Here is a 17,735-nt window from a genome sequence, read left to right as displayed (position 1 = left end):
CATAACGAAAAAGGGAACAGTCATGTTGATTACTTTCAAATGCCGCGCTTGCCCAGACGTCATGATGCTTGAGAACCTGGCACAGTACCTGGTCGGCATCGTCGGTAAACGCCTTGGGGAGCGGGGCGTCATTACTCACGACGAAACAGGCGCGGCCATCGAGAAACTGGAAGCGGCCATCACCTTCGACAAGCAGGAACGCGCCGAACACGACGGCCATTTCCACGAGAACGAAGAGGGTCACGAGCACCACGAGATTCCGCCGGGACTCGCGCAACGCGCTTATCCGTTCCTCGACATGCTGCGCGCCGCGCAAAAGGCGAACGCGGACATTGTTTGGGGACTGTAGTACCCGCGAGCTAGGCCCGGCCACTCGGCCGAGCCCTCGCGTGGCGTTTGCCGCGAGGTACTCGCCGGGCAGTATTTGCTGCGGCCTCGATGCCGGCGGCACGCGTGAAATGTGCCCATGAAAAAAGAGCCCGCTCAGATGACGCGGGCTCTTTTCGTTGCAAAGCCTAGAGCGGCTAGCGTCGCAACGTTGCTTACTGGCTGGCCGCTTCCGGAGCGACCGCGGGACCTGACGCACCTTTCTTCATTTTTTGCTTCTTCGGTTTCTTGACGTGTTTCGCCGTGGGCGGCGAATAAGAACTGACCGCGCTCGCGCCGGCCGGAGCGGCGGTTTGCGCGAGCGCCGCCGAAGCGCCCGCGGCAAGCGAAAGAGCAGTCAATAACAGCGCCAGCTTCTTCATAGGATTCTCTCCGTTGACGGTTGCAATTAGATGAGCCGACGCGTTTTGGTCGCGTCTGGCGGGTCAAGCCGCCTCAGTCTACAAAGCCGAAAATTACGTTGCCGCAAATATTCAGTCTTTCTCGCCCGATATAGTCGGTTTCCCGCCACGCCCGCTCATCGGCTGTTATGGCTCATAGCAACGGCGCCAACGCTCGCTCGGCATCCGCTTTGGAGAGCGACATGCGCTGCGCGTAGTTCTCCAGCTGATCCTGACCGATCTTGCCCACCGAGAAATACGTGCTGTCCGGATGCGCGAGATAAAAGCCCGAAACGCTGGCCGCAGGCAGCATTGCAAGCGATTCGGTCACGCTCATGCCGATCTCGCCCGCTTGCAGCACCTCGAACATGTCGCGCTTCACCAGATGGTCCGGGCACGCCGGATAGCCGGGCGCTGGGCGAATGCCGCGATACTTCTCCGCGATGAGATCCTCGTTCGCGAGGCTCTCGCCGTTCGCGTAGCCCCACAGGTCGCGCCGCACGCGCGCATGCAGTGCTTCGGCGAAGGCTTCGGCGAAACGGTCCGCGAGCGCCTTCAGCATGATCGCGCTGTAGTCGTCGTGATCCTTCTCGAACTGCTTTTCCTTCACGTCGACGCCGAGACCCGCCGTGACCGCGAACATGCCGATGTAATCGGCCACGCCTGAATCTTTCGGCGCAATAAAGTCGGCAAGCGACCGGTTCGGCCGCATTACGCCGTCGACCACCGGCCGCACGCTTTGCTGACGCAGGTTGCGCCATGTGAGCGCGACTTCGCTGCGCGATTCGTCCGTGTAGATTTCGATGTCGTCGTCATTCACCGTGTTGGCCGGCAACAGTGCGACCACGCCGTTAGCTTGCAGCCAGCGGCCCTGGATCAGACGCGCAAGCATCGACTTGCCGTCGGAGAACACGCGCCGCGCCGATTCGCCGACGATCTCGTCATTGAGAATCGCTGGATAAGGGCCAGCGAGATCCCACGTCTGGAAGAACGGCCCCCAGTCGATGTAGTTCGCCAATTCGCTCAGGTCAAAGTTCTTGAACACGCGACGGCCGATGAACTTCGGCTTGACCGGCTGATAGCCCTTCCAGTCGATCGGGGTCTTGTTCGCGCGGGCTTCGGCGAGCGTGACCATCGGCAGCGCTTTCTTGTTCGCGTGCTGACTGCGGATGCGGTCGTAGTCGGCCTTCAGTTCCTCGAGGTACTTAGTTGCGCCTTCGTCGGAGAGCAGGCTCGAGGCGACCGACACCGAACGCGACGCGTCCGGCACGTACACCACCGGGCCTTCGTAGTGCGGCGCGATCTTCACCGCCGTGTGCACGCGCGAGGTGGTCGCGCCGCCGATCAGCAGCGGAATCTTCTTCACGCGGAAGTAGTCGTCGCGCTGCATTTCCGACGCGACGTAGGCCATTTCTTCGAGGCTCGGCGTAATCAGCCCCGAGAGTCCGATAATGTCCGCGCCTTCCACTTTCGCCTTCGCGAGGATGTCGTTGCATGGGACCATTACGCCCATGTTGACCACTTCGAAGTTATTGCACTGAAGCACCACCGAGACAATGTTCTTGCCGATGTCGTGCACGTCGCCCTTCACGGTGGCAATCACGATCTTGCCCTTCGCGCGCACGTCGCCGCCCGCGGCCGCGAGTTGCTTTTTTTCTTCCTCGATGAACGGGATCAGGTGCGCGACCGCCTGCTTCATCACGCGCGCCGACTTCACGACTTGCGGCAGGAACATCTTGCCCTGGCCGAACAGGTCGCCGACGATATTCATGCCGTCCATCAGCGGGCCTTCGATCACGTTGATCGGACGGCCGCCTTCGGCCGCGATCCTCGCGCGTACTTCCTCGGTATCTTCGACGATGAAGTTCGTAATGCCATGCACCAGCGCATGCGACAGGCGCTTCTCGACCGGCTGGTTGCGCCACTCCAGGTTTTCTTCTTTCTTCGCGGCGCCGGTCTTGAACTTGTCGGCGATTTCGAGCAGACGGTCGGTACCGTCGTGACGGCGGTTCAACACCACGTCTTCGACACGCTCGCGCAGTTCCGGATCGAGGTCGGCATACACGCCGAGCTGCCCCGCGTTGACGATGCCCATGTCCATGCCGGCCTGGATCGCGTGATACAGGAACACGGTGTGGATCGCCTCGCGCACGGGATCGTTGCCGCGAAACGAGAACGACACGTTCGACACGCCGCCGCTCACTTTCGCGTACGGCAGGTTTTGCTTGATCCAGCGCGTCGCGTTGATGAAGTCGACGGCGTAGTTGTTGTGCTCTTCAATGCCGGTTGCGATGGCGAAGATGTTCGGATCGAAGATGATGTCTTCCGGCGGAAAGCCCACTTCGTTCACGAGGAAGTCATAAGAGCGCTTGCAGATCTGCGTCTTGCGCTCGAATGTATCGGCCTGGCCCTGCTCGTCGAACGCCATGACCACGGCCGCCGCGCCGTAGCGGCGAATCAGGTTCGCGTGATGGCGGAACGCTTGTTCGCCTTCCTTCAACGAAATCGAGTTGACGATTGCCTTGCCTTGCACGCACTTCAGGCCCGCTTCGATCACTTCCCACTTCGACGAGTCGATCATGATCGGCACGCGCGCGATGTCCGGCTCCGACGCAATCAGATTCATGAAGCGCACCATCGCCGCCTTCGAATCGAGCATCGCCTCGTCCATGTTGACGTCGATCACCTGCGCGCCGTTTTCGACCTGCTGACGGGCGACAGCGATCGCTTCGTCGAACTGGTCGTTCAGAATCATTCGCGCGAATGCCTTCGAGCCTGTGACGTTGGTGCGTTCGCCAACGTTGATGAAGAGCGTCCCGGACGTGACGTTGAACGGCTCGAGGCCGGCAAGGCGCATGGTGTGATCGGTCATGGCGTATGTGCGAGTCGGTTACGTGCGTTAGGTGCGGGCTGAATGCGTCTCAGGTGCGGCTCGTTTGCGTCTGAAGTGCGTCTGAAGTGCGTCTGCTTCGACGCCGCTTACGCGGCGTCGCGATATTGCGTTGGCCATTTGCGCGGCTTCACTTCGGCGAGCGCGCGGGCTATCGCCGCGATGTGCTCCGGCGTCGTGCCGCAGCAGCCGCCCGCGATATTCACGAGGCCCGCCTCGGCAAATTCCTTCAGCAGTCCCGACGTGTCAGCCGGCAATTCGTCGAAGCCCGTATCGCTCATCGGATTCGGCAAACCCGCGTTCGGATAGCACGACACATACGTGTCGCAGAGCTTGGCGAGTTCGGCGATGTACGGACGCATCAACGCCGCGCCCAGCGCGCAGTTCAGACCGAAGGTGAGCGGCTTTGCATGCCGCAGCGAGTTCCAGAATGCCTCGACCGTCTGCCCGGACAGGATGCGCCCGGAGGCGTCCGTGACCGTGCCTGAAATCATGATCGGCAGACGTTCGCCGGTGTCTTCGAATAGTTCATCCAGCGCGAAAAGCGCGGCCTTTGCATTGAGCGTGTCGAAGATCGTTTCGACGAGGAACAGATCCGCGCCGCCGTCCAGCAACGCCTTCGCCTGCTCGTAATAGGCGGCGCGCAGTTCGTCGAACGTGATGTTGCGCGCGCCCGGATCGTTCACATCGGGCGAAATGCTCGCGGTCTTCGGCGTCGGTCCGATCGCGCCGGCGACGAAGCGCGGCTTGTCGGGCGTCGAATACTTGTCGCATGCGGCGCGCGCAAGCTTTGCCGACTCCAGATTCATCTCGACTGCAAGCGCTTCCATGCCGTAGTCCGCCTGCGCGACTGTCGTCGCGCCAAACGTGTTCGTCTCGATGATGTCGGCGCCCGCAGCCAGATACTGCTCGTGAATCTCGCCGATGATCTGCGGCTGCGTGATGGACAGCAGTTCGTTATTGCCCTTGATGTCGCGCCCATAGTCCTTGAATCGCTCGCCGCGATAGCGTGCTTCGTCGAGCTTGTAGCGCTGGATCATCGTGCCCATTGCGCCGTCCAGAATCAAGATGCGCGACTTCAACAGCGCGGGCAGCGCCGCGCCGCGCGTGTAGGCGGGCTCGGGACGGACTGGCTTGGCGGTTTGGGCTGGCTGGTTCATGGCGGACAAGGGCTTGCGCCGGCTTTTTCGGGAGCCTGTCATTGTAGCCGCAGCCGGGCAATCTCGCCGGGCGCGGGCGCGGCAGCGCTGACGAATGCCGCGAGCGATGCCACGGTGCCCGGTGAACAGATGTAATGTGGAATGCGTCGTGAGATGCCGGATGCACCTGGCTGACGCGCGCCGCAAAAGAAAACGGTTCAGCAGGCCGAAGCCCGCTGAACCGCTTTCATTGTTGCCGACCGTCTTATAAAGGCCGCTGGCGAAGCCGGACGGCGCGGTCGATATATGTCGCCAAAAACATTGAAATCGCTACAAACACCGCAAACGCGGGGGTGCGACCTTGCGCTCAGTGAAGAATTACCGGTTGATGCATCAAACTGTCGAACTGGCCGAGGAATTCGTCCACTTCGTCGAGCGACGGTTCTTCTTCGATCAGCTTTTGCACGTTCTCGCGAAACCGCGCCGCCATTGCACCGTCGATGTAAATTTCGCGCTGCATGTTCTTGTCGACGATCTCATAGCCACCCGATTTCATGGCCAGCGGACCTTCCTGCGGCGGAAACTCGACGACACAATAGTTGGGGCTGTTATAGATCATTTGCATGGCGACACTCCTTATTTCCGTTGGCTCCTGGCCATTCCTGCGCCATACGTGGAGCTTATGGTGTGGAATTCAAGGGGTGGGTCCGGATTGACGCTTGTAAAAGTTCCGAACCTACCGGTTAGACCGGCCTTTCAAGAAACGTTTCAAGCAGTGCGGCAAAACGTTGAGACTGTTCGACTGGGGCAAGATGAGCGGCGTCGAGCAATTCGAAGTGAGCGCCTTCAATGTCATCTGCTATCGCCTGACTAGCAGCAGGCCGCGTGCCCGTATCGTGGCGCCCCGCCACGACAAGGGTTGGACAACGAATGCTTGCCAGCTTACCTCGTACGTCGAAGTCGCGCAGCGCTTCGCACGCCATTGCGTAGCCTTCTGGCAACGTGCGTATCAGCGCCTCGCGTATCGGCTCCACGGCTTCAGGATGGGCGGTCCTGAAAGCTTCCGTCAGCCAACGTTCGAGCGTGGCGGGGACGACCGACGCCATGCCGTCCTGGCGCGCGTTTGCGGCCCGCTGATCCCACATGCCGCGGGCCTCCGGCAGATTGGCGGCGGCGCTGTCCGCAATCGTCAGTGTGTCGACGCGCGAAGGATGGTCGAGCGCGAACTGCTGCGCAATCATGCCGCCCATCGACATGCCCACGAGGTGCGTGGTCGGTGCGCCCAGCGCATCGAGCAGCGCGGCGAGGTCGGCGGCGAGATCCGCAACGGCGAACGGCGCTTTCGACACGGCTGTCTCGCCGTGACCGCGCACGTCGTAGCGGAGAACCGTGTAGTCGTCGCGGAAATAGCCGGCTAGCTGGTCCCAGACCGACAGATCGCCGCCAAGCTGATGAATGAAGGTAAGCCAGGGGCCGCCGCCTTCATTGCTTAGCACGTAGCGCGTCTCGATACCGTTGATGTTTACTTGCATGAGGGCTCCTTCAAGGGGAACGCAGTGGAAGAATCCGTCGACGCGTGGCGCATGGACGTAGCATGGACGTAGCGACTCGCCAACGGCTGCATCAGATGATGCAGAGTCCGCGTCGAAAAGGAAGTTTCGTGGGAATGTGCGAGGCACTATTCGAGTCCACGCTGGCGTCGCCGGGGTTGTCCGCCAGCTTGTTATCAGGGCTTGATGATGCCGGAATTTTCGTCGGCGCCGGCCGGATCGACGGGCGGCCCTGGCGGCGAATTCAGCGGCGCGGCGTCGGACGCACTGGCCGGCGCAGCGGAAGGCGCTGTATTTGCCGATGCATCGGACGAACCCGCGCCGTTATCGGCGTCGAGCTTGCCGCGCCACACCAGTTCGAACTGCGTGCCGTTCGGCTCTGTCTGCACGAGTCTCGCGGGTAGCCAGCCGAGCGAAGGGGCGAGCCACACGTCGATGCGGCGCTGGTCGCCCTCGCGGCGGGGCAGGCGTTTGAAATGGCGCGTTTCGAGGAAGCCCTGTGCGGTGCGGATCGTTTCGTCGCCGATGGTCTCGACGGGCCACTCCTCGCCGCTGTCGCTGTCCACCACGAAGAACTGCCGCGTGACGCCCGGCTTGTACGCGGCGGGGTCGCCGCGCACGAGGCTCGCCAGTTGCATCACCATGCTGAAGCGGTCCTGCGCGCCGTCGGGCAAGGGCAGCGTGGCCGGCGTGCGCGTGAAAGCGATCTTCCTGTCGGCGCGATTGAAGATGGAAACGTCTTCCGCGCGATGACCGCGCTTTTCCACGTATTGCTCGGGAGCGAGACCGAATGCGTCGATACGGCCGTGGCTGGAATACACGAATGTGCCCACAAAAGGTAAGGGCACCGAAACCACCATGTCGTAACTTTGCGCACTGCTGGTCCAGTGAATCGTACCCGGCTGGTTGCGCACGCCGTTGTAAAACGTGTCGTATTGAAGGTCGCCGGACGGCGGAACCGAGAACTTCACGCCGGGCGCCGCTTGCGTCGCGTTTGTGTTTCCGCTTGCGCTTGCACTTGCAGACGCTCCGGCGGGAGAGCTCGCAGGCACTGCGTTTGCGACAGGCTCGCTGGCCGCGGCGTCCGATGCGGCGTTTGCCGTTTGCACGGTGGGTTCTTCGGCCGGTCGCAAGGCGGTCAATACAGGTTCGCGCGGCTTGCTGGCGGCGGGCTTGCGTTGTCGCTCCTGCGCGGGCGCGGCGGAGGCCGTGGGAGCCGGAGTGCGCTCGATCCGCTCTGGCTTCAGCAGCGCGACCTGCACGGGCAGGTGCTGGTCGTCGGATGGATTCAGCGTCGCGCGGTGGCGCTCGACCCATTGCGCGGCGATCCAGTGAAGGACGCCTACCACGAGCAACACGGCGACCCATCGCCACGTGCCCCAACGGGCGCGCGGCTCGTCTGCGAGCGTGAGGTCGGCATGGCGTGCGGCGGAAGGTAAAGCCATCGGCGAATGAATTCGTGCGGTGCGGTAGCAAACGGGTGAACGAATGGACGTTGGCGCGCGGGCTTCAACGTGGCGTCGGACTATACCCCAGCTCATACGAGAGCTTTTGCGCGCATTCCCGCAGCGCCGTGTCGATTTCGCCGCCCCAGCCGATGTCGAACGCGCCTTCGTGGCCGAGCGCGATGAGGCCGAGCGCGAGCTCGCCCGTCGAGTCGAACACCGGCATGCAGAAAGCGTGAATGGTCGGCAGCAGCATGCCTTCGACGCGCGCCGCCTGATGCTCGCGCACATCCGCCAGCATCCGTTCGACGTCCTCGCGCGTGCGCGGCACGCCGTTATGGGACGAGCGGCGCGTGTCGGCCAGCTCGCGCTCGAGCATCGCGGCGGTCTTGCCCGCCGGCAGATAGGCCGCAAACAGCAGGCCCGTAGCGGAACTGAGCAGCGGCATCACATCGCCGAGTTTCAACGACGCTTTCGCCGGATGGCTCGACTCCATCCAGTGGACGACGGTCGGCCCCTGATTGCCCCACACGGCGATGCCCACCGTCAGATCCAGCCGGTCGCGCAATTCGGCGAGGGCGATCCGTGCGAGCTTCACGCCGTCGACGCGAGCAAGCCGCGCGAGCCCCAACTGCAATGCAAAGCCGCCCAGCTCGTAGCGCCCGGAGAGCGGGTCTTGCGCGACGACGCCGAGGCGCAGAAAGCTCACCAGATAGCGATGCGCCTTTGCGGGACTCATACCGGCGCGCTGCGCGAGATCGCGCAGCATCATCGCGCGCGGTTCGTGCGTCAGCACGTCGAGCAGCCTGAAGCCGACTTCGATCGACTGGATGCCCGAGCGCAGTTTCTCTTCGCCGGACTCGGCGGTTTCGTCGTCGATATCGGAAGCGCCGAGTGCTTCGGCGGAGCCGGCGTGGTCAGGGATCGCGTCGGAGCGGGCAGTGTGCGGCATGAGCAAGGCGCGCGAAGCGCGTTCAAAGGCAATGTAAGAAGAACCGGCTGAACAGCATCTGCAATGCGTCTTTCACTGCGCACCTGCAAGAGGGCTTGGGCTGCGCCGATTCACCATCGTAGAATAGATTCCCTCTATCGTCACTAACACGGTTCATTCCTCCATGAAACTTGCCACGCTGAAAGACGGCACGCGCGACGGCCAATTGATCGTCGTGTCCCGCGACCTGCACACGGCGGCCATTGCCGACGCGATCGCGCCCACGTTGCAGCGCGTGCTCGACGACTGGACTTTCTACGCCCCGCAGTTGCACGATCTGTACGACGCGCTCAACCAGGGCCGCGCGCGCAACACCTTTTCATTCGACGCCGGCGACTGCATGGCGCCGCTGCCGCGCGCTTTCCAATGGGCGGACGGGTCGTCGTATGTGAATCACGTCGAACTCGTGCGGCGTGCGCGCGGCGCGGAAATGCCGCCGGAATTCTGGACCGATCCGCTGATGTATCAAGGCGGCAGTGACGACTTCATCGGCCCGAAAGACGATGTGGTGTGTGCGTCGGAAGCGTTCGGCATCGACTTCGAGGCAGAAGTCGCAGTCATCACGACCGATGTGCCGATGGGCGCTACGCCCGACCAGGCGCTTCGAAGCGTGCGCCTGATTACGCTCGTCAACGACGTCTCGCTGCGCAACCTGATTCCCGCCGAACTCGCGAAGGGCTTCGGTTTTTTCCAGAGCAAGCCGGCTACTTCGTTTGCGCCGGTCGCCGTGACGCCCGATGAACTCGGCGAATACTGGCGCGAAGGCCGTGTGCACCGGCCGATGATCGTCCATTGGAACGGCAAGAAAGTCGGTCAGCCGGACGCCGGCACCGACATGGTGTTTCATTTCGGGCAACTGATCGCACATGCCGCGAAAACGCGCAATTTGCGCGCGGGCGCGATCGTCGGATCGGGCACCGTCTCCAACAAGGACGCGAAGCGCGGCTACTGCTGCATTGCTGAAAAACGCTGCCTGGAAACCATCGACCACGGCGCGCCGCAGACCGAGTTCATGAAGTACGGCGACACGGTGAAGATTGAAATGTTCGACGAAGCGGGCAAGTCGATCTTCGGTTCCATCGAGCAGAGCATCGCACCGCTAGATTGACGCGGCGCGTTGCCCTCGCGGCGCTTCCCGTCGCGTCACGTTACGTCGCGCGAAAGGGTTTCGCCCGATGCCACTGCCACCGTGCGCCGCTACACTGACTGGCGCGGCGGCATAGGCGGTATATCAGAACGAAAAACTCATGTGAGGAGACACCATGCGGCGAGCTGGATCGTTTGACGCGGGATTGGCGAGCGCTTGCGCGCGTGCTCTGCATGCAGGCACGTGGGGCGTGCTGATGCGGCAACTGAAGCGGGCCAAGCGGCGAGAGCGACTAGGGCGAGTCGACGGGAAATGGCTCGCCCGCTCCGCGGCTCGCATCGCTGCGCTGTGCGCGGCGCTTGCATGCCTGTCACCCTCGATTGCGTTGGCTCAGGTGAAGATCGGGCTGGTGCTCTCGCTGACGGGGCCCGCCGCGTCGCTCGGCATCCCCGCGCGCGATACGGCGACGTTGCTGCCGAAGCAGATCGGCGGTCAGAGCGTCGAATACATCGTGCTCGACGACGCATCGGACACGACCCAGGCCGTGCAGGACACCAAGAAGCTGATCTCCGAAAATCACGTCGACGCGATCATTGGCTCATCCATCACCCCGAATTCGCTCGCGATGATCGACGTGGTCGCCGACGGAACCACGCCGATGATCTCGCTCGCGTCGTCGGCGAAAATCATCGAGCCCGTGGATGCCAAGCGCCATTGGGTATTCAAGACTCCGCAAACCGACGCGATGATGGCCTCGGCGATTGCCGAGCACGCAAGCACGCGCGGCGTGAAAACAGTCGCGTTCATCGGCCAGGCGGATGCGCTCGGCGAGACCTTTTACGCCGAAGTCGCGAAGTTCGCGCAACTGCATCACATGCAGATGGTGGCGAGCGAGCGCTTCAATCGCACTGATCCGAGCGTGACCGGTCAGGTGCTGAAGATCCTCGCGACGCATCCCGATGCGGTAGTAGTCGGCGCGGCCGGCACGCCCGCCGCACTACCGCCGAAGACGCTCAGGGAACGCGGCTATAAAGGGCTGATCTATCACAATCACGGCGTGGGCAACAACGACTTCCTGCGCGTGTGCGGCGCCGATTGCAACGGCACGTTTCTGCCGGCAAGTCCCGTGCTCGTCGCGGCGCAATTGCCCGCGGATCATCCGGCGAAGCGCCTCGCGCTCGATTACATCGCGCGCTTCGAAGCGCTGCGCGGACCGAACAGCGTGTCGGCATTCGGCTCATACACGTGGGACGCGGGCATGCTCCTCAACCATGCCGTGCCGATCGCGTTGAAAACGGCCGCGCCGGGCACGCCGGAGTTCCGCCGTGCGTTGCGCGACGCGCTCGAAGCCACGCGCGGTCTCGCAGATACCAACGGCGTCGTCAACATGAGCGCCGCGGACCATCTCGGGCTCGACCAGCGCGCGCGCGTGATGGTCGAAATCAAGAACGGCAAGTGGGTTTATCAGCCGCGTTGAACGGCGCACGGATTTACGGACACACGGACCTCTCACCATGTCTCAGCAACCTCACAGCAACGATGCGTTTTACGCGCATTACCAGTCGCTCAAGTTGCATCGCCGTCCGCACGGCGTGCTCGAGGTGGTGATGAGCGGCGAAGGTGCGAACAGAAGCGGGCTGGCCACCGCTGACGCGCGCATGCATTACGAACTCGCGGAAATCTGGCGCGACATCGACCGCGATCCGGATACGCGCGTCGCGATCATTCGCGGCGAGGGCAAGGGCTTTTCGGCGGGCGGGGATCTGCAACTTGTCGAGGACATGGCAACGGACTTCGACGTTCGCGCGCGCGTGTGGCGCGAGGCGCGCGACCTCGTCTACAACGTGATCAATTGCAGCAAGCCGATTGTCTCGGCGATGCATGGGCCGGCCGTCGGCGCGGGTCTCGTCGCTGGTCTGCTGGCGGATATCTCGATTGCGTCGAAGACGGCGCGCATCATCGACGGTCATACGCGGCTCGGCGTGGCCGCCGGCGATCACGCGGCAATTGTCTGGCCGCTACTGTGCGGAATGGCGAAGGCCAAGTATTACCTCATGCTGTGCGAGCCGGTGAGCGGCGCGGAGGCGGAGCGCATCGGGCTCGTGTCGCTCGCGGTCGACGAAAACGATTTGTTGCCCAAGGCATTCGAAATCGCGCAAAAGCTGGCTCACGGTTCGCAAACCGCGATCCGCTGGACCAAGTATGCGTTGAACAACTGGCTGCGCTCGGCAGGGCCCGCTTTCGATACGTCGCTTGCGTTGGAATTCATGGGATTCGCCGGGCCGGACGTGCGCGAAGGCGTGAATTCGCTGCGCGAGCGGCGTGCGCCTGATTTCGGCGGCGCGGACCCTTGGCGCGCACCGTAACGGATGCGGCGCGATGTCGGCGCACCGCGCGGTATGATCGGATTCAGGTGCGCTCCATGCGCTCTTTCTTTCGCGTTTTCCTTCCGCGCTTTTTTCGTTAATGCAGCGAGGCGACAAGCATGACCGACACACCTGGCTCAACACCGCCGTTTCCCGGCTTCCCTGGTTTTCCGCCTGCCGAAATGCTCGAGCGCATGTGGGGCATGATGCGCCTGTCGCCGTTCGGCTCTGCGTTTCCGGGGGGCGCACAGCCGGGCGCGGGCCTCGGACCGTCGCTATCGATGATGTCCGACATGATGGCGCCGCTCACCAACGTCGAGGAGCTCGACAAGCGCATCACCGACATGCGCGCAGTCGAGCAATGGCTCAAGCTGAACCTGAGCATGCTGCAGTCCGCGATTCAGGCGCTCGAGGTGCAGCGCGCGACGCTCGCGACGCTGCGCGCATTCGGCGCGTTCGCGCAACAGTCGATGGGGCAGCCGGCGGCCGAGTCGCCCGCGCCCGCGCCGAGCCCGTCGCCGACGAGCGGCTGGCCGCATCCGGAGCCGGCGGCTTCGACCGAAAGCCCGACTGCCGCCGACTCATCGAGCGACGAGGAAGCTGCGCCCGCGACACCGCCATTCGATGCTTCGGCATGGTGGAACCTGCTGCAATCGCAGTTCAACCAGATCGCCCAATTCGCGATGACCCAGCCGACGGCGGGCGCGGCGGGCGCGGATGCGAGCGGCGGCGCGCAAGCGGACGCTACGCAGGATCCTGCGGACGAGGCGAGCGAGGCAGTTGGCGGAGCGACCGATGTGCCGCGGCCATCGCCCGCTGACGAAGCTGCTGCAGGATTTGCAAAGTCGGCTGAACCGGCTGGATCTGCCCGGACTGCCGCGAAGCGCCCGGCGGCGAAGCGTGCGCCCTCAACGACCAGGCACCCGGCGACGAGCACGGCCAGCGGCGGTTCGAAGCCGCCGAAAAAATCTCTATGACGCGACAGTGAGTAGCGAGCGGCGCGGCGAGTCGACTGTCGGCGGCAGACAACAATAGAAAATCGCCGACTGTCACCGTTTTGACCCCGTCGCGAGCCACACTCCGCCGATCGCGCGATGCGTTGAGACAGGTCAGTCAGGCACTGCAATTGCGTCCGTCATCGCGCGGGTTTGAGGAAGTCAGCGTGCTATCATTGGAAGGACTTTGTTTGGCTTTTGGGCGTGCGCTGAAAACAACCAATCCAGCCGCCCTTGCTCCATTCACCGCCGGCACCACCGGCGCAGGGCTGGACGGTGCGGTTTTCATCGCAAACTGGCTCGACCTCAGGCATAGGGTATCCCTCACCCACGGTTGGCCGTGCAGCGCGTAACTTTGAGCGTGCAACTTTGCGTTAGCCGCTCTTCGCGCAAGCGCCCGGGCTTCTTCGCTGCCCGTGCATCCAGGCGCCCGGTTACCGCGTAAAATTTAAGGCTTGGCCGGCGAACGGCGCGGCACTCGGGCAGACCCCGCGCGCTTCGTTCGTCGTCAGGAAGAGTGCTACACGTAGTAATGACAGACACACACAGTATGTGCAGAACAGGGGTGGGACTATGAACACCATGCTTTATCCGGAACTTTATAAATCGCTCGAATCCGTTCGATGGGATATGGAGAAGGACATTCCCTGGGACAAGTTCGATGCATCGCTATTGACCGACGAGCAAGCCGCGACGATCAAGATGAACGCGATCACCGAATGGTCGGCGTTGCCCGCCACGGAAATGTTTCTGCGTGACAATCATCACGACAGCGATTTTTCCGCGTTCATGAGCGTGTGGTTCTTTGAAGAGCAGAAGCATTCGCTGGTGCTGATGGAATACCTGCGCCGCTTCAAGCCGGAAATGTGCCCCACTGAGGAAGAGCTGCACGCTGTGCGCTTCGAATTCGATCCGGCGCCGCCGCTCGAAACGCTGATGCTGCACTTCTGCGGCGAAATCCGCCTGAATCACTGGTATCGCCGTGCTGCCGAATGGCACACCGAGCCGGTCATCAAGCACATCTACGAAACCATTTCGCGCGACGAAGCGCGGCATGGCGGCGCGTATCTGCGCTACATGAAGAAAGCGATGGTGCAAACCGGCGACATCGCGCGCGCCGCTTTTGCAAAGATCGGCGTGCTGATGGCGTCAGCGCGCCGCACCGAAAAGCCGTTGCATCCCACGAACCTGCACGTGAATCAGGCGCTGTTCCCGCGCGACACGATCCAGTCGCGTTTGCCTGATCCGGAATGGCTCGAGCGCTGGCTCGACGAGCAGATCCGTTTCGACGACGGTTGGGAAAAGAAGGTGGTCGAGCGCATTCTGCACAACCTGTCGCTGCTGTTCGAGCGCACGTTCAACACCGCACAGGAACTGAACCGCTATCGCAAGGAAGTGGTGGCGCGGCTGCAAGCCGATCAGAAGTCGGCCGAACAGCCGGCTTGACGATTGAGCCTCGCGAATTGCGATTCGCGGCTCAGGGCATGACGCAAAGCTCGCGCCGTGGTCCGATTCGGCGCTTGAGAACGGTCCGGCAGGCGCAAGTCTGCCGGACCGTTTTGCTTGATCTTTGCGGTTGATCTTTGTACTTGATCGTCTGCTTCAGCTTCATCGTCTCGTTTGAGCGTTTTGCTCGCATTGCTCGCGCTGTATCGCGACGGCAATTTTTCTCTCTTCTACGTCCTTCATGGCTGCTATTTTCGAACGCAAGATTCTTACGCGCGACGTACTCGTTGCGCTGCGCCCTTCGCTGAAGGCGCCGGTCGTGTTTACGAACGGCGTGTTCGACATCCTGCATCGCGGGCATGTGACGTATCTCGCGGACGCGAAAGCGCAGGGCGCTTGCCTCATCGTCGGCGTGAACAGCGACGCGTCGGTGCGCATGCTCGGCAAGGGCGATGACCGTCCGATCAACAACGAAGCCGACCGGATGGCTTTGCTCGCGGCGCTGGAGAGCGTCGATTACGTGGTTTGCTTTGGCGAAAAGACGCCGGTCGAACTGATTTCGGCGCTGCGTCCGGACGTGCTCGTCAAGGGTGGCGACTATGACATGGATGCGTTGCCGGAGTCGGCCATCGTGCGAGGCTGGGGCGGCAAGGCGTTGGCGATTCCGTTCGAGCATGACCGCTCGACGACGGCGCTGCTCAAAAAAGTTCGTACGCAGGGCTAACTGTGAGCGCACCAGCGCGGCGCTGCGTCAGCCTGGCTTGATCCGCGCAGTTCGATACCTGGATGCATCGTTTCGATGCTGTGCCTGCGTCCACGGCTCTCATGTGCCGCCTTCATTGCGCCATTCGCATGCGCCGCTGCAATGCGCCGCATCTATCGTCTGCTTCGATTTCCGCTCTATTGCGGCAACGCTGACGCCGCGATTGGCGCGGCCGGTGCCGCCGCGCCAACAACAGCCTGATCGGCAGCTTCGGTCGCGGTGACAGGGCGCACCTTCAGCCAGTCAGGATGCACTTGGCGGCTCATGTGATTCGGTTCGCGTCCGCTCGCGGTGGGCGTCGGGCCGAACACGCCGCGCACTACGACGAATGCCAGAAGGTTGGCTAGAAACAGTATGGCGATCAGCCAGCGCAGCATCGTTTTATTTTCCCTTCGAGAAGTTGAGCCGCCGATGTCGTTCAGCCGTGGCGTTCGGCCATGACCTCCGCCATGACGTTTGACCATGAACTTCGGCTCATCGCATTCGGCCGTGCTTTACACGCGGTGTTCCGAAGCGCGCCCGGAGGCTATCAGCGCAAGCCCGGACAAGACCAGTGAATCGTGGCGAGTATGCGGCACTTTCAACGCGCTCGCCACTTCGTCCGCCGCGCCGCCGCCGACCACGAGGCGCACCGGCACCTGCCATTCGTCCTGCAAGTCACGCCATGTCCGCTCGACGAGACCGGCCTGGGCCAACGTGCACCCGGCGGACAACGAGCGCGGCGTGTCAGTTGCGAAGAACGGGCCGCGGGGGGGCGCGTCCTGTGTACCTGCGGCGCTTCCCAGGAGGCCGCGTGCGGCATTTGCGTCCAGCGTCGGCAATTGCGCCGTGTGCTCGCCGAGCGAGCGCATCATCAACGTCCAGCCTGGCGCGATAAGTCCGCCGACGAAGCAGCCGTCCGCGCGCAATGCCTCCAGCGTGGTCGCGGTCCCGAAGGTCGCGATCAGCAGATGCTCGCCGGGAAACGCCGCGTGTGCGCCGATCATGCCGGCCCAGCGGTCGCTGCCGAGTGCATACGGCGTCCTATAGCTGTTCGTCACGCCGCATTGGCGCTCGCACGCGCGGATCGTCGTGAGCGGCAGATGCGGCCATTGCGCGTCGACCATCGCGGCGATGCGCGCCGCTACCGCATCGCCGGCGACATTCGATAGCCATGCGCCGCGAGGCGGCGGCAAGTTTGCCCACTGAGTCGCCGAATGAGTGACCCACTGAGTCTGATCGGCGCCGCCATGTGCCAGCGCGCCGGCCGCGATGTGCGTGCCGTCCGGCTTCACCATCGCCCATTTGACACGGCTATTGCCGGCGTCGATCAGAAGATGAGGCGCTTCGCTCGTCATGCAGCACCGTCGGCGAGGCGCAGCGACACGTCGCCGGTCGCGATGCTCTCCCGGCCCGCGGCGGTGTCGAGTAACAACTGGCCTCGCTCGTCGACGCCCGCAGCGACGCCGCGCGTAATTTCCTGGCCCTGTTCGAGCAGCACGACCTCGCGACCTGCGTAGGCATGCATTGCGTTCCAGCGCGCCTGGAACGGCGCGAATCCTTCCGCGCCGAAGCGCTGCAACGCGGGCTCGAGCGCGTTGAGTTCGGCCGCGAGCGTATCGGTGAGATTGGCGTTGGGCAGCGCGCGTTGCAGTGCGGTCGGCAGCGTGCCGCGCGCCTGCGGCGACGCGTTGGCGTTCAGCGCGCCGATTTTCGCGGCGAGTTCGTCGGCGCCCTTCACGTTGGTGCCGATGCCGATCACGACAGCGCTCGCGTCGTCCGTGCTCCACGCCGTTTCGATGAGGATGCCCGCCAGCTTGTCGCCTTCGAGCAATACGTCGTTCGGCCACTTCAGCGCAATCTGGCCGGGCCCGCTAACAGGCAGCGAGCGCAATCCGTCGACGAGCGCGACGCCCACCGCGAGGCTCAATCCCGCCAATCCTTCCAGCGGACGCGGCAGCACACAGGCCACCGAAAACAGCAGCGCATTACCCGGCTCGGCATACCACGGACGGCCGCGGCGGCCGCGCCCGGCGGTTTGCAGGTAGGCGACCCGCACGATCGGCCGCGGCAGCGCGCCGGCCTTACGCGGCAGCGCCTTCACGCGGGACATGAGGTCGGCGTTGGTCGAGCCGGTTTCCTCGACGATTTCGATCGGCCAGTCATGCGCATGCGCGCCGAAAAGAGCGACGGCGCGTTCACGGTCGATGCGCCAGTCAGCTGCGTTCGCGGCAGCGGCCGGGCCTTGGGGCGGAGTGCGGGAGGCGTTCATGTCCCATATTGTAGCGACAGCGAACCCGGCGAGCCCGCCAGCACG

At 63.3% G+C, this 17,735-nt stretch carries 17 protein-coding genes; 7 read left to right on the top strand and 10 right to left on the bottom strand.

Annotated features, from left to right (window positions below; all coding sequences use genetic code 11):
* Window positions 1–22 precede the first annotated feature (22 nt).
* Window positions 23–349, top strand: coding sequence for a DUF1840 domain-containing protein (locus tag F759_RS0126715; RefSeq protein WP_036025324.1), 327 nt, complete (start codon window positions 23–25; stop codon window positions 347–349).
* A 193-nt stretch (window positions 350–542) separates the two neighbouring features.
* On the opposite strand, the gene F759_RS0126710 is transcribed toward F759_RS0126715, so the two are convergent.
* From F759_RS0126710 to F759_RS0126680, 7 genes are all read right to left on the bottom strand, one after another.
* Window positions 543–749, bottom strand: a complete 207-nt coding sequence (locus tag F759_RS0126710) for a hypothetical protein (RefSeq protein ID WP_027802550.1) — start codon at window positions 747–749, stop codon at window positions 543–545.
* 172 nt (window positions 750–921) lie between these two features.
* Window positions 922–3,639 (bottom strand): methionine synthase, encoded by a 2,718-nt coding sequence (gene metH, locus F759_RS0126705; RefSeq protein ID WP_027802549.1) that lies wholly within the window; start codon window positions 3,637–3,639, stop codon window positions 922–924.
* A gap of 107 nt (window positions 3,640–3,746) precedes the next feature.
* Window positions 3,747–4,817, bottom strand: coding sequence for a homocysteine S-methyltransferase family protein (locus F759_RS0126700; RefSeq protein WP_027802548.1), 1,071 nt, complete (start codon window positions 4,815–4,817; stop codon window positions 3,747–3,749).
* Between the two features lie 346 nt (window positions 4,818–5,163).
* Window positions 5,164–5,421, bottom strand: coding sequence for a BTH_I0359 family protein (locus tag F759_RS0126695; protein WP_013337859.1), 258 nt, complete (start codon window positions 5,419–5,421; stop codon window positions 5,164–5,166).
* A gap of 118 nt (window positions 5,422–5,539) precedes the next feature.
* Complete coding sequence (locus F759_RS0126690) at window positions 5,540–6,328, bottom strand: alpha/beta fold hydrolase (protein WP_027802547.1); 789 nt, start codon at window positions 6,326–6,328, stop codon at window positions 5,540–5,542.
* Between the two features lie 194 nt (window positions 6,329–6,522).
* Window positions 6,523–7,791: a DUF3108 domain-containing protein gene (locus tag F759_RS0126685; protein ID WP_027802546.1), complete on the bottom strand. Its 1,269-nt coding sequence runs from the start codon at window positions 7,789–7,791 to the stop codon at window positions 6,523–6,525.
* Between the two features lie 64 nt (window positions 7,792–7,855).
* Window positions 7,856–8,743 (bottom strand): IclR family transcriptional regulator, encoded by an 888-nt coding sequence (locus F759_RS0126680; RefSeq protein WP_027802545.1) that lies wholly within the window; start codon window positions 8,741–8,743, stop codon window positions 7,856–7,858.
* A gap of 163 nt (window positions 8,744–8,906) precedes the next feature.
* Here F759_RS0126680 and F759_RS0126675 point away from each other — a divergent pair, with 163 nt between their 5' ends.
* From F759_RS0126675 to rfaE2, 6 genes are all read left to right on the top strand, one after another.
* Window positions 8,907–9,890 (top strand): fumarylacetoacetate hydrolase family protein, encoded by a 984-nt coding sequence (locus tag F759_RS0126675; protein WP_027802544.1) that lies wholly within the window; start codon window positions 8,907–8,909, stop codon window positions 9,888–9,890.
* Window positions 9,891–10,044: 154 nt separating this feature from the next.
* The gene (locus tag F759_RS0126670) at window positions 10,045–11,346 is read left to right on the top strand and encodes an ABC transporter substrate-binding protein (RefSeq protein ID WP_027802543.1); all 1,302 of its coding nucleotides are present in this window, start codon (window positions 10,045–10,047) and stop codon (window positions 11,344–11,346) included.
* 37 nt (window positions 11,347–11,383) lie between these two features.
* The gene (locus F759_RS0126665) at window positions 11,384–12,235 is read left to right on the top strand and encodes an enoyl-CoA hydratase/isomerase family protein (RefSeq protein WP_027802542.1); all 852 of its coding nucleotides are present in this window, start codon (window positions 11,384–11,386) and stop codon (window positions 12,233–12,235) included.
* Between the two features lie 119 nt (window positions 12,236–12,354).
* Window positions 12,355–13,212, top strand: a complete 858-nt coding sequence (locus F759_RS0126660) for a PhaM family polyhydroxyalkanoate granule multifunctional regulatory protein (RefSeq protein ID WP_027802541.1) — start codon at window positions 12,355–12,357, stop codon at window positions 13,210–13,212.
* Window positions 13,213–13,803: 591 nt separating this feature from the next.
* Window positions 13,804–14,676, top strand: a complete 873-nt coding sequence (locus F759_RS0126655; RefSeq protein ID WP_006048129.1) for a ferritin family protein — start codon at window positions 13,804–13,806, stop codon at window positions 14,674–14,676.
* A 241-nt stretch (window positions 14,677–14,917) separates the two neighbouring features.
* The gene (gene rfaE2 / locus F759_RS0126645; protein ID WP_027802539.1) at window positions 14,918–15,400 is read left to right on the top strand and encodes a D-glycero-beta-D-manno-heptose 1-phosphate adenylyltransferase; all 483 of its coding nucleotides are present in this window, start codon (window positions 14,918–14,920) and stop codon (window positions 15,398–15,400) included.
* Window positions 15,401–15,576: 176 nt separating this feature from the next.
* On the opposite strand, the gene F759_RS0126635 is transcribed toward rfaE2, so the two are convergent.
* The 3 genes from F759_RS0126635 to F759_RS0126625 form a co-directional block, all read right to left on the bottom strand.
* Window positions 15,577–15,816, bottom strand: a complete 240-nt coding sequence (locus tag F759_RS0126635) for a hypothetical protein (RefSeq protein ID WP_027802538.1) — start codon at window positions 15,814–15,816, stop codon at window positions 15,577–15,579.
* A gap of 117 nt (window positions 15,817–15,933) precedes the next feature.
* Entirely contained in the window at window positions 15,934–16,776 is an 843-nt protein-coding gene (locus F759_RS0126630) for a type III pantothenate kinase (RefSeq protein ID WP_027802537.1), read from the bottom strand.
* Window positions 16,773–17,690, bottom strand: a complete 918-nt coding sequence (locus F759_RS0126625) for a biotin--[acetyl-CoA-carboxylase] ligase (RefSeq protein ID WP_027802536.1) — start codon at window positions 17,688–17,690, stop codon at window positions 16,773–16,775. Before F759_RS0126625 ends, F759_RS0126630 begins: the two co-directional genes overlap by 4 nt.
* Window positions 17,691–17,735 lie beyond the last annotated feature (45 nt).

The organism is Paraburkholderia dilworthii, from assembly GCF_000472525.1.
Lineage (GTDB): Bacteria > Pseudomonadota > Gammaproteobacteria > Burkholderiales > Burkholderiaceae > Paraburkholderia > Paraburkholderia dilworthii.
Note: the sequence above shows the minus strand (reverse complement) of the source record. Positions and strands in the feature narration are given on the sequence as shown.

Coding starts and splice junctions, on each gene's coding strand:
- F759_RS0126715 (WP_036025324.1), top strand. CDS start 23: ATGTTGATTACTTTCAAATGCCGCGCTTGCCCAGACGTCATGATGCTT.
- F759_RS0126710 (WP_027802550.1), bottom strand. CDS start 749: ATGAAGAAGCTGGCGCTGTTATTGACTGCTCTTTCGCTTGCCGCGGGC.
- metH (WP_027802549.1), bottom strand. CDS start 3,639: ATGACCGATCACACCATGCGCCTTGCCGGCCTCGAGCCGTTCAACGTC.
- F759_RS0126700 (WP_027802548.1), bottom strand. CDS start 4,817: ATGAACCAGCCAGCCCAAACCGCCAAGCCAGTCCGTCCCGAGCCCGCC.
- F759_RS0126695 (WP_013337859.1), bottom strand. CDS start 5,421: ATGCAAATGATCTATAACAGCCCCAACTATTGTGTCGTCGAGTTTCCG.
- F759_RS0126690 (WP_027802547.1), bottom strand. CDS start 6,328: ATGCAAGTAAACATCAACGGTATCGAGACGCGCTACGTGCTAAGCAAT.
- F759_RS0126685 (WP_027802546.1), bottom strand. CDS start 7,791: ATGGCTTTACCTTCCGCCGCACGCCATGCCGACCTCACGCTCGCAGAC.
- F759_RS0126680 (WP_027802545.1), bottom strand. CDS start 8,743: ATGCCGCACACTGCCCGCTCCGACGCGATCCCTGACCACGCCGGCTCC.
- F759_RS0126675 (WP_027802544.1), top strand. CDS start 8,907: ATGAAACTTGCCACGCTGAAAGACGGCACGCGCGACGGCCAATTGATC.
- F759_RS0126670 (WP_027802543.1), top strand. CDS start 10,045: ATGCGGCGAGCTGGATCGTTTGACGCGGGATTGGCGAGCGCTTGCGCG.
- F759_RS0126665 (WP_027802542.1), top strand. CDS start 11,384: ATGTCTCAGCAACCTCACAGCAACGATGCGTTTTACGCGCATTACCAG.
- F759_RS0126660 (WP_027802541.1), top strand. CDS start 12,355: ATGACCGACACACCTGGCTCAACACCGCCGTTTCCCGGCTTCCCTGGT.
- F759_RS0126655 (WP_006048129.1), top strand. CDS start 13,804: ATGAACACCATGCTTTATCCGGAACTTTATAAATCGCTCGAATCCGTT.
- rfaE2 (WP_027802539.1), top strand. CDS start 14,918: ATGGCTGCTATTTTCGAACGCAAGATTCTTACGCGCGACGTACTCGTT.
- F759_RS0126635 (WP_027802538.1), bottom strand. CDS start 15,816: ATGCTGCGCTGGCTGATCGCCATACTGTTTCTAGCCAACCTTCTGGCA.
- F759_RS0126630 (WP_027802537.1), bottom strand. CDS start 16,776: ATGACGAGCGAAGCGCCTCATCTTCTGATCGACGCCGGCAATAGCCGT.
- F759_RS0126625 (WP_027802536.1), bottom strand. CDS start 17,690: ATGAACGCCTCCCGCACTCCGCCCCAAGGCCCGGCCGCTGCCGCGAAC.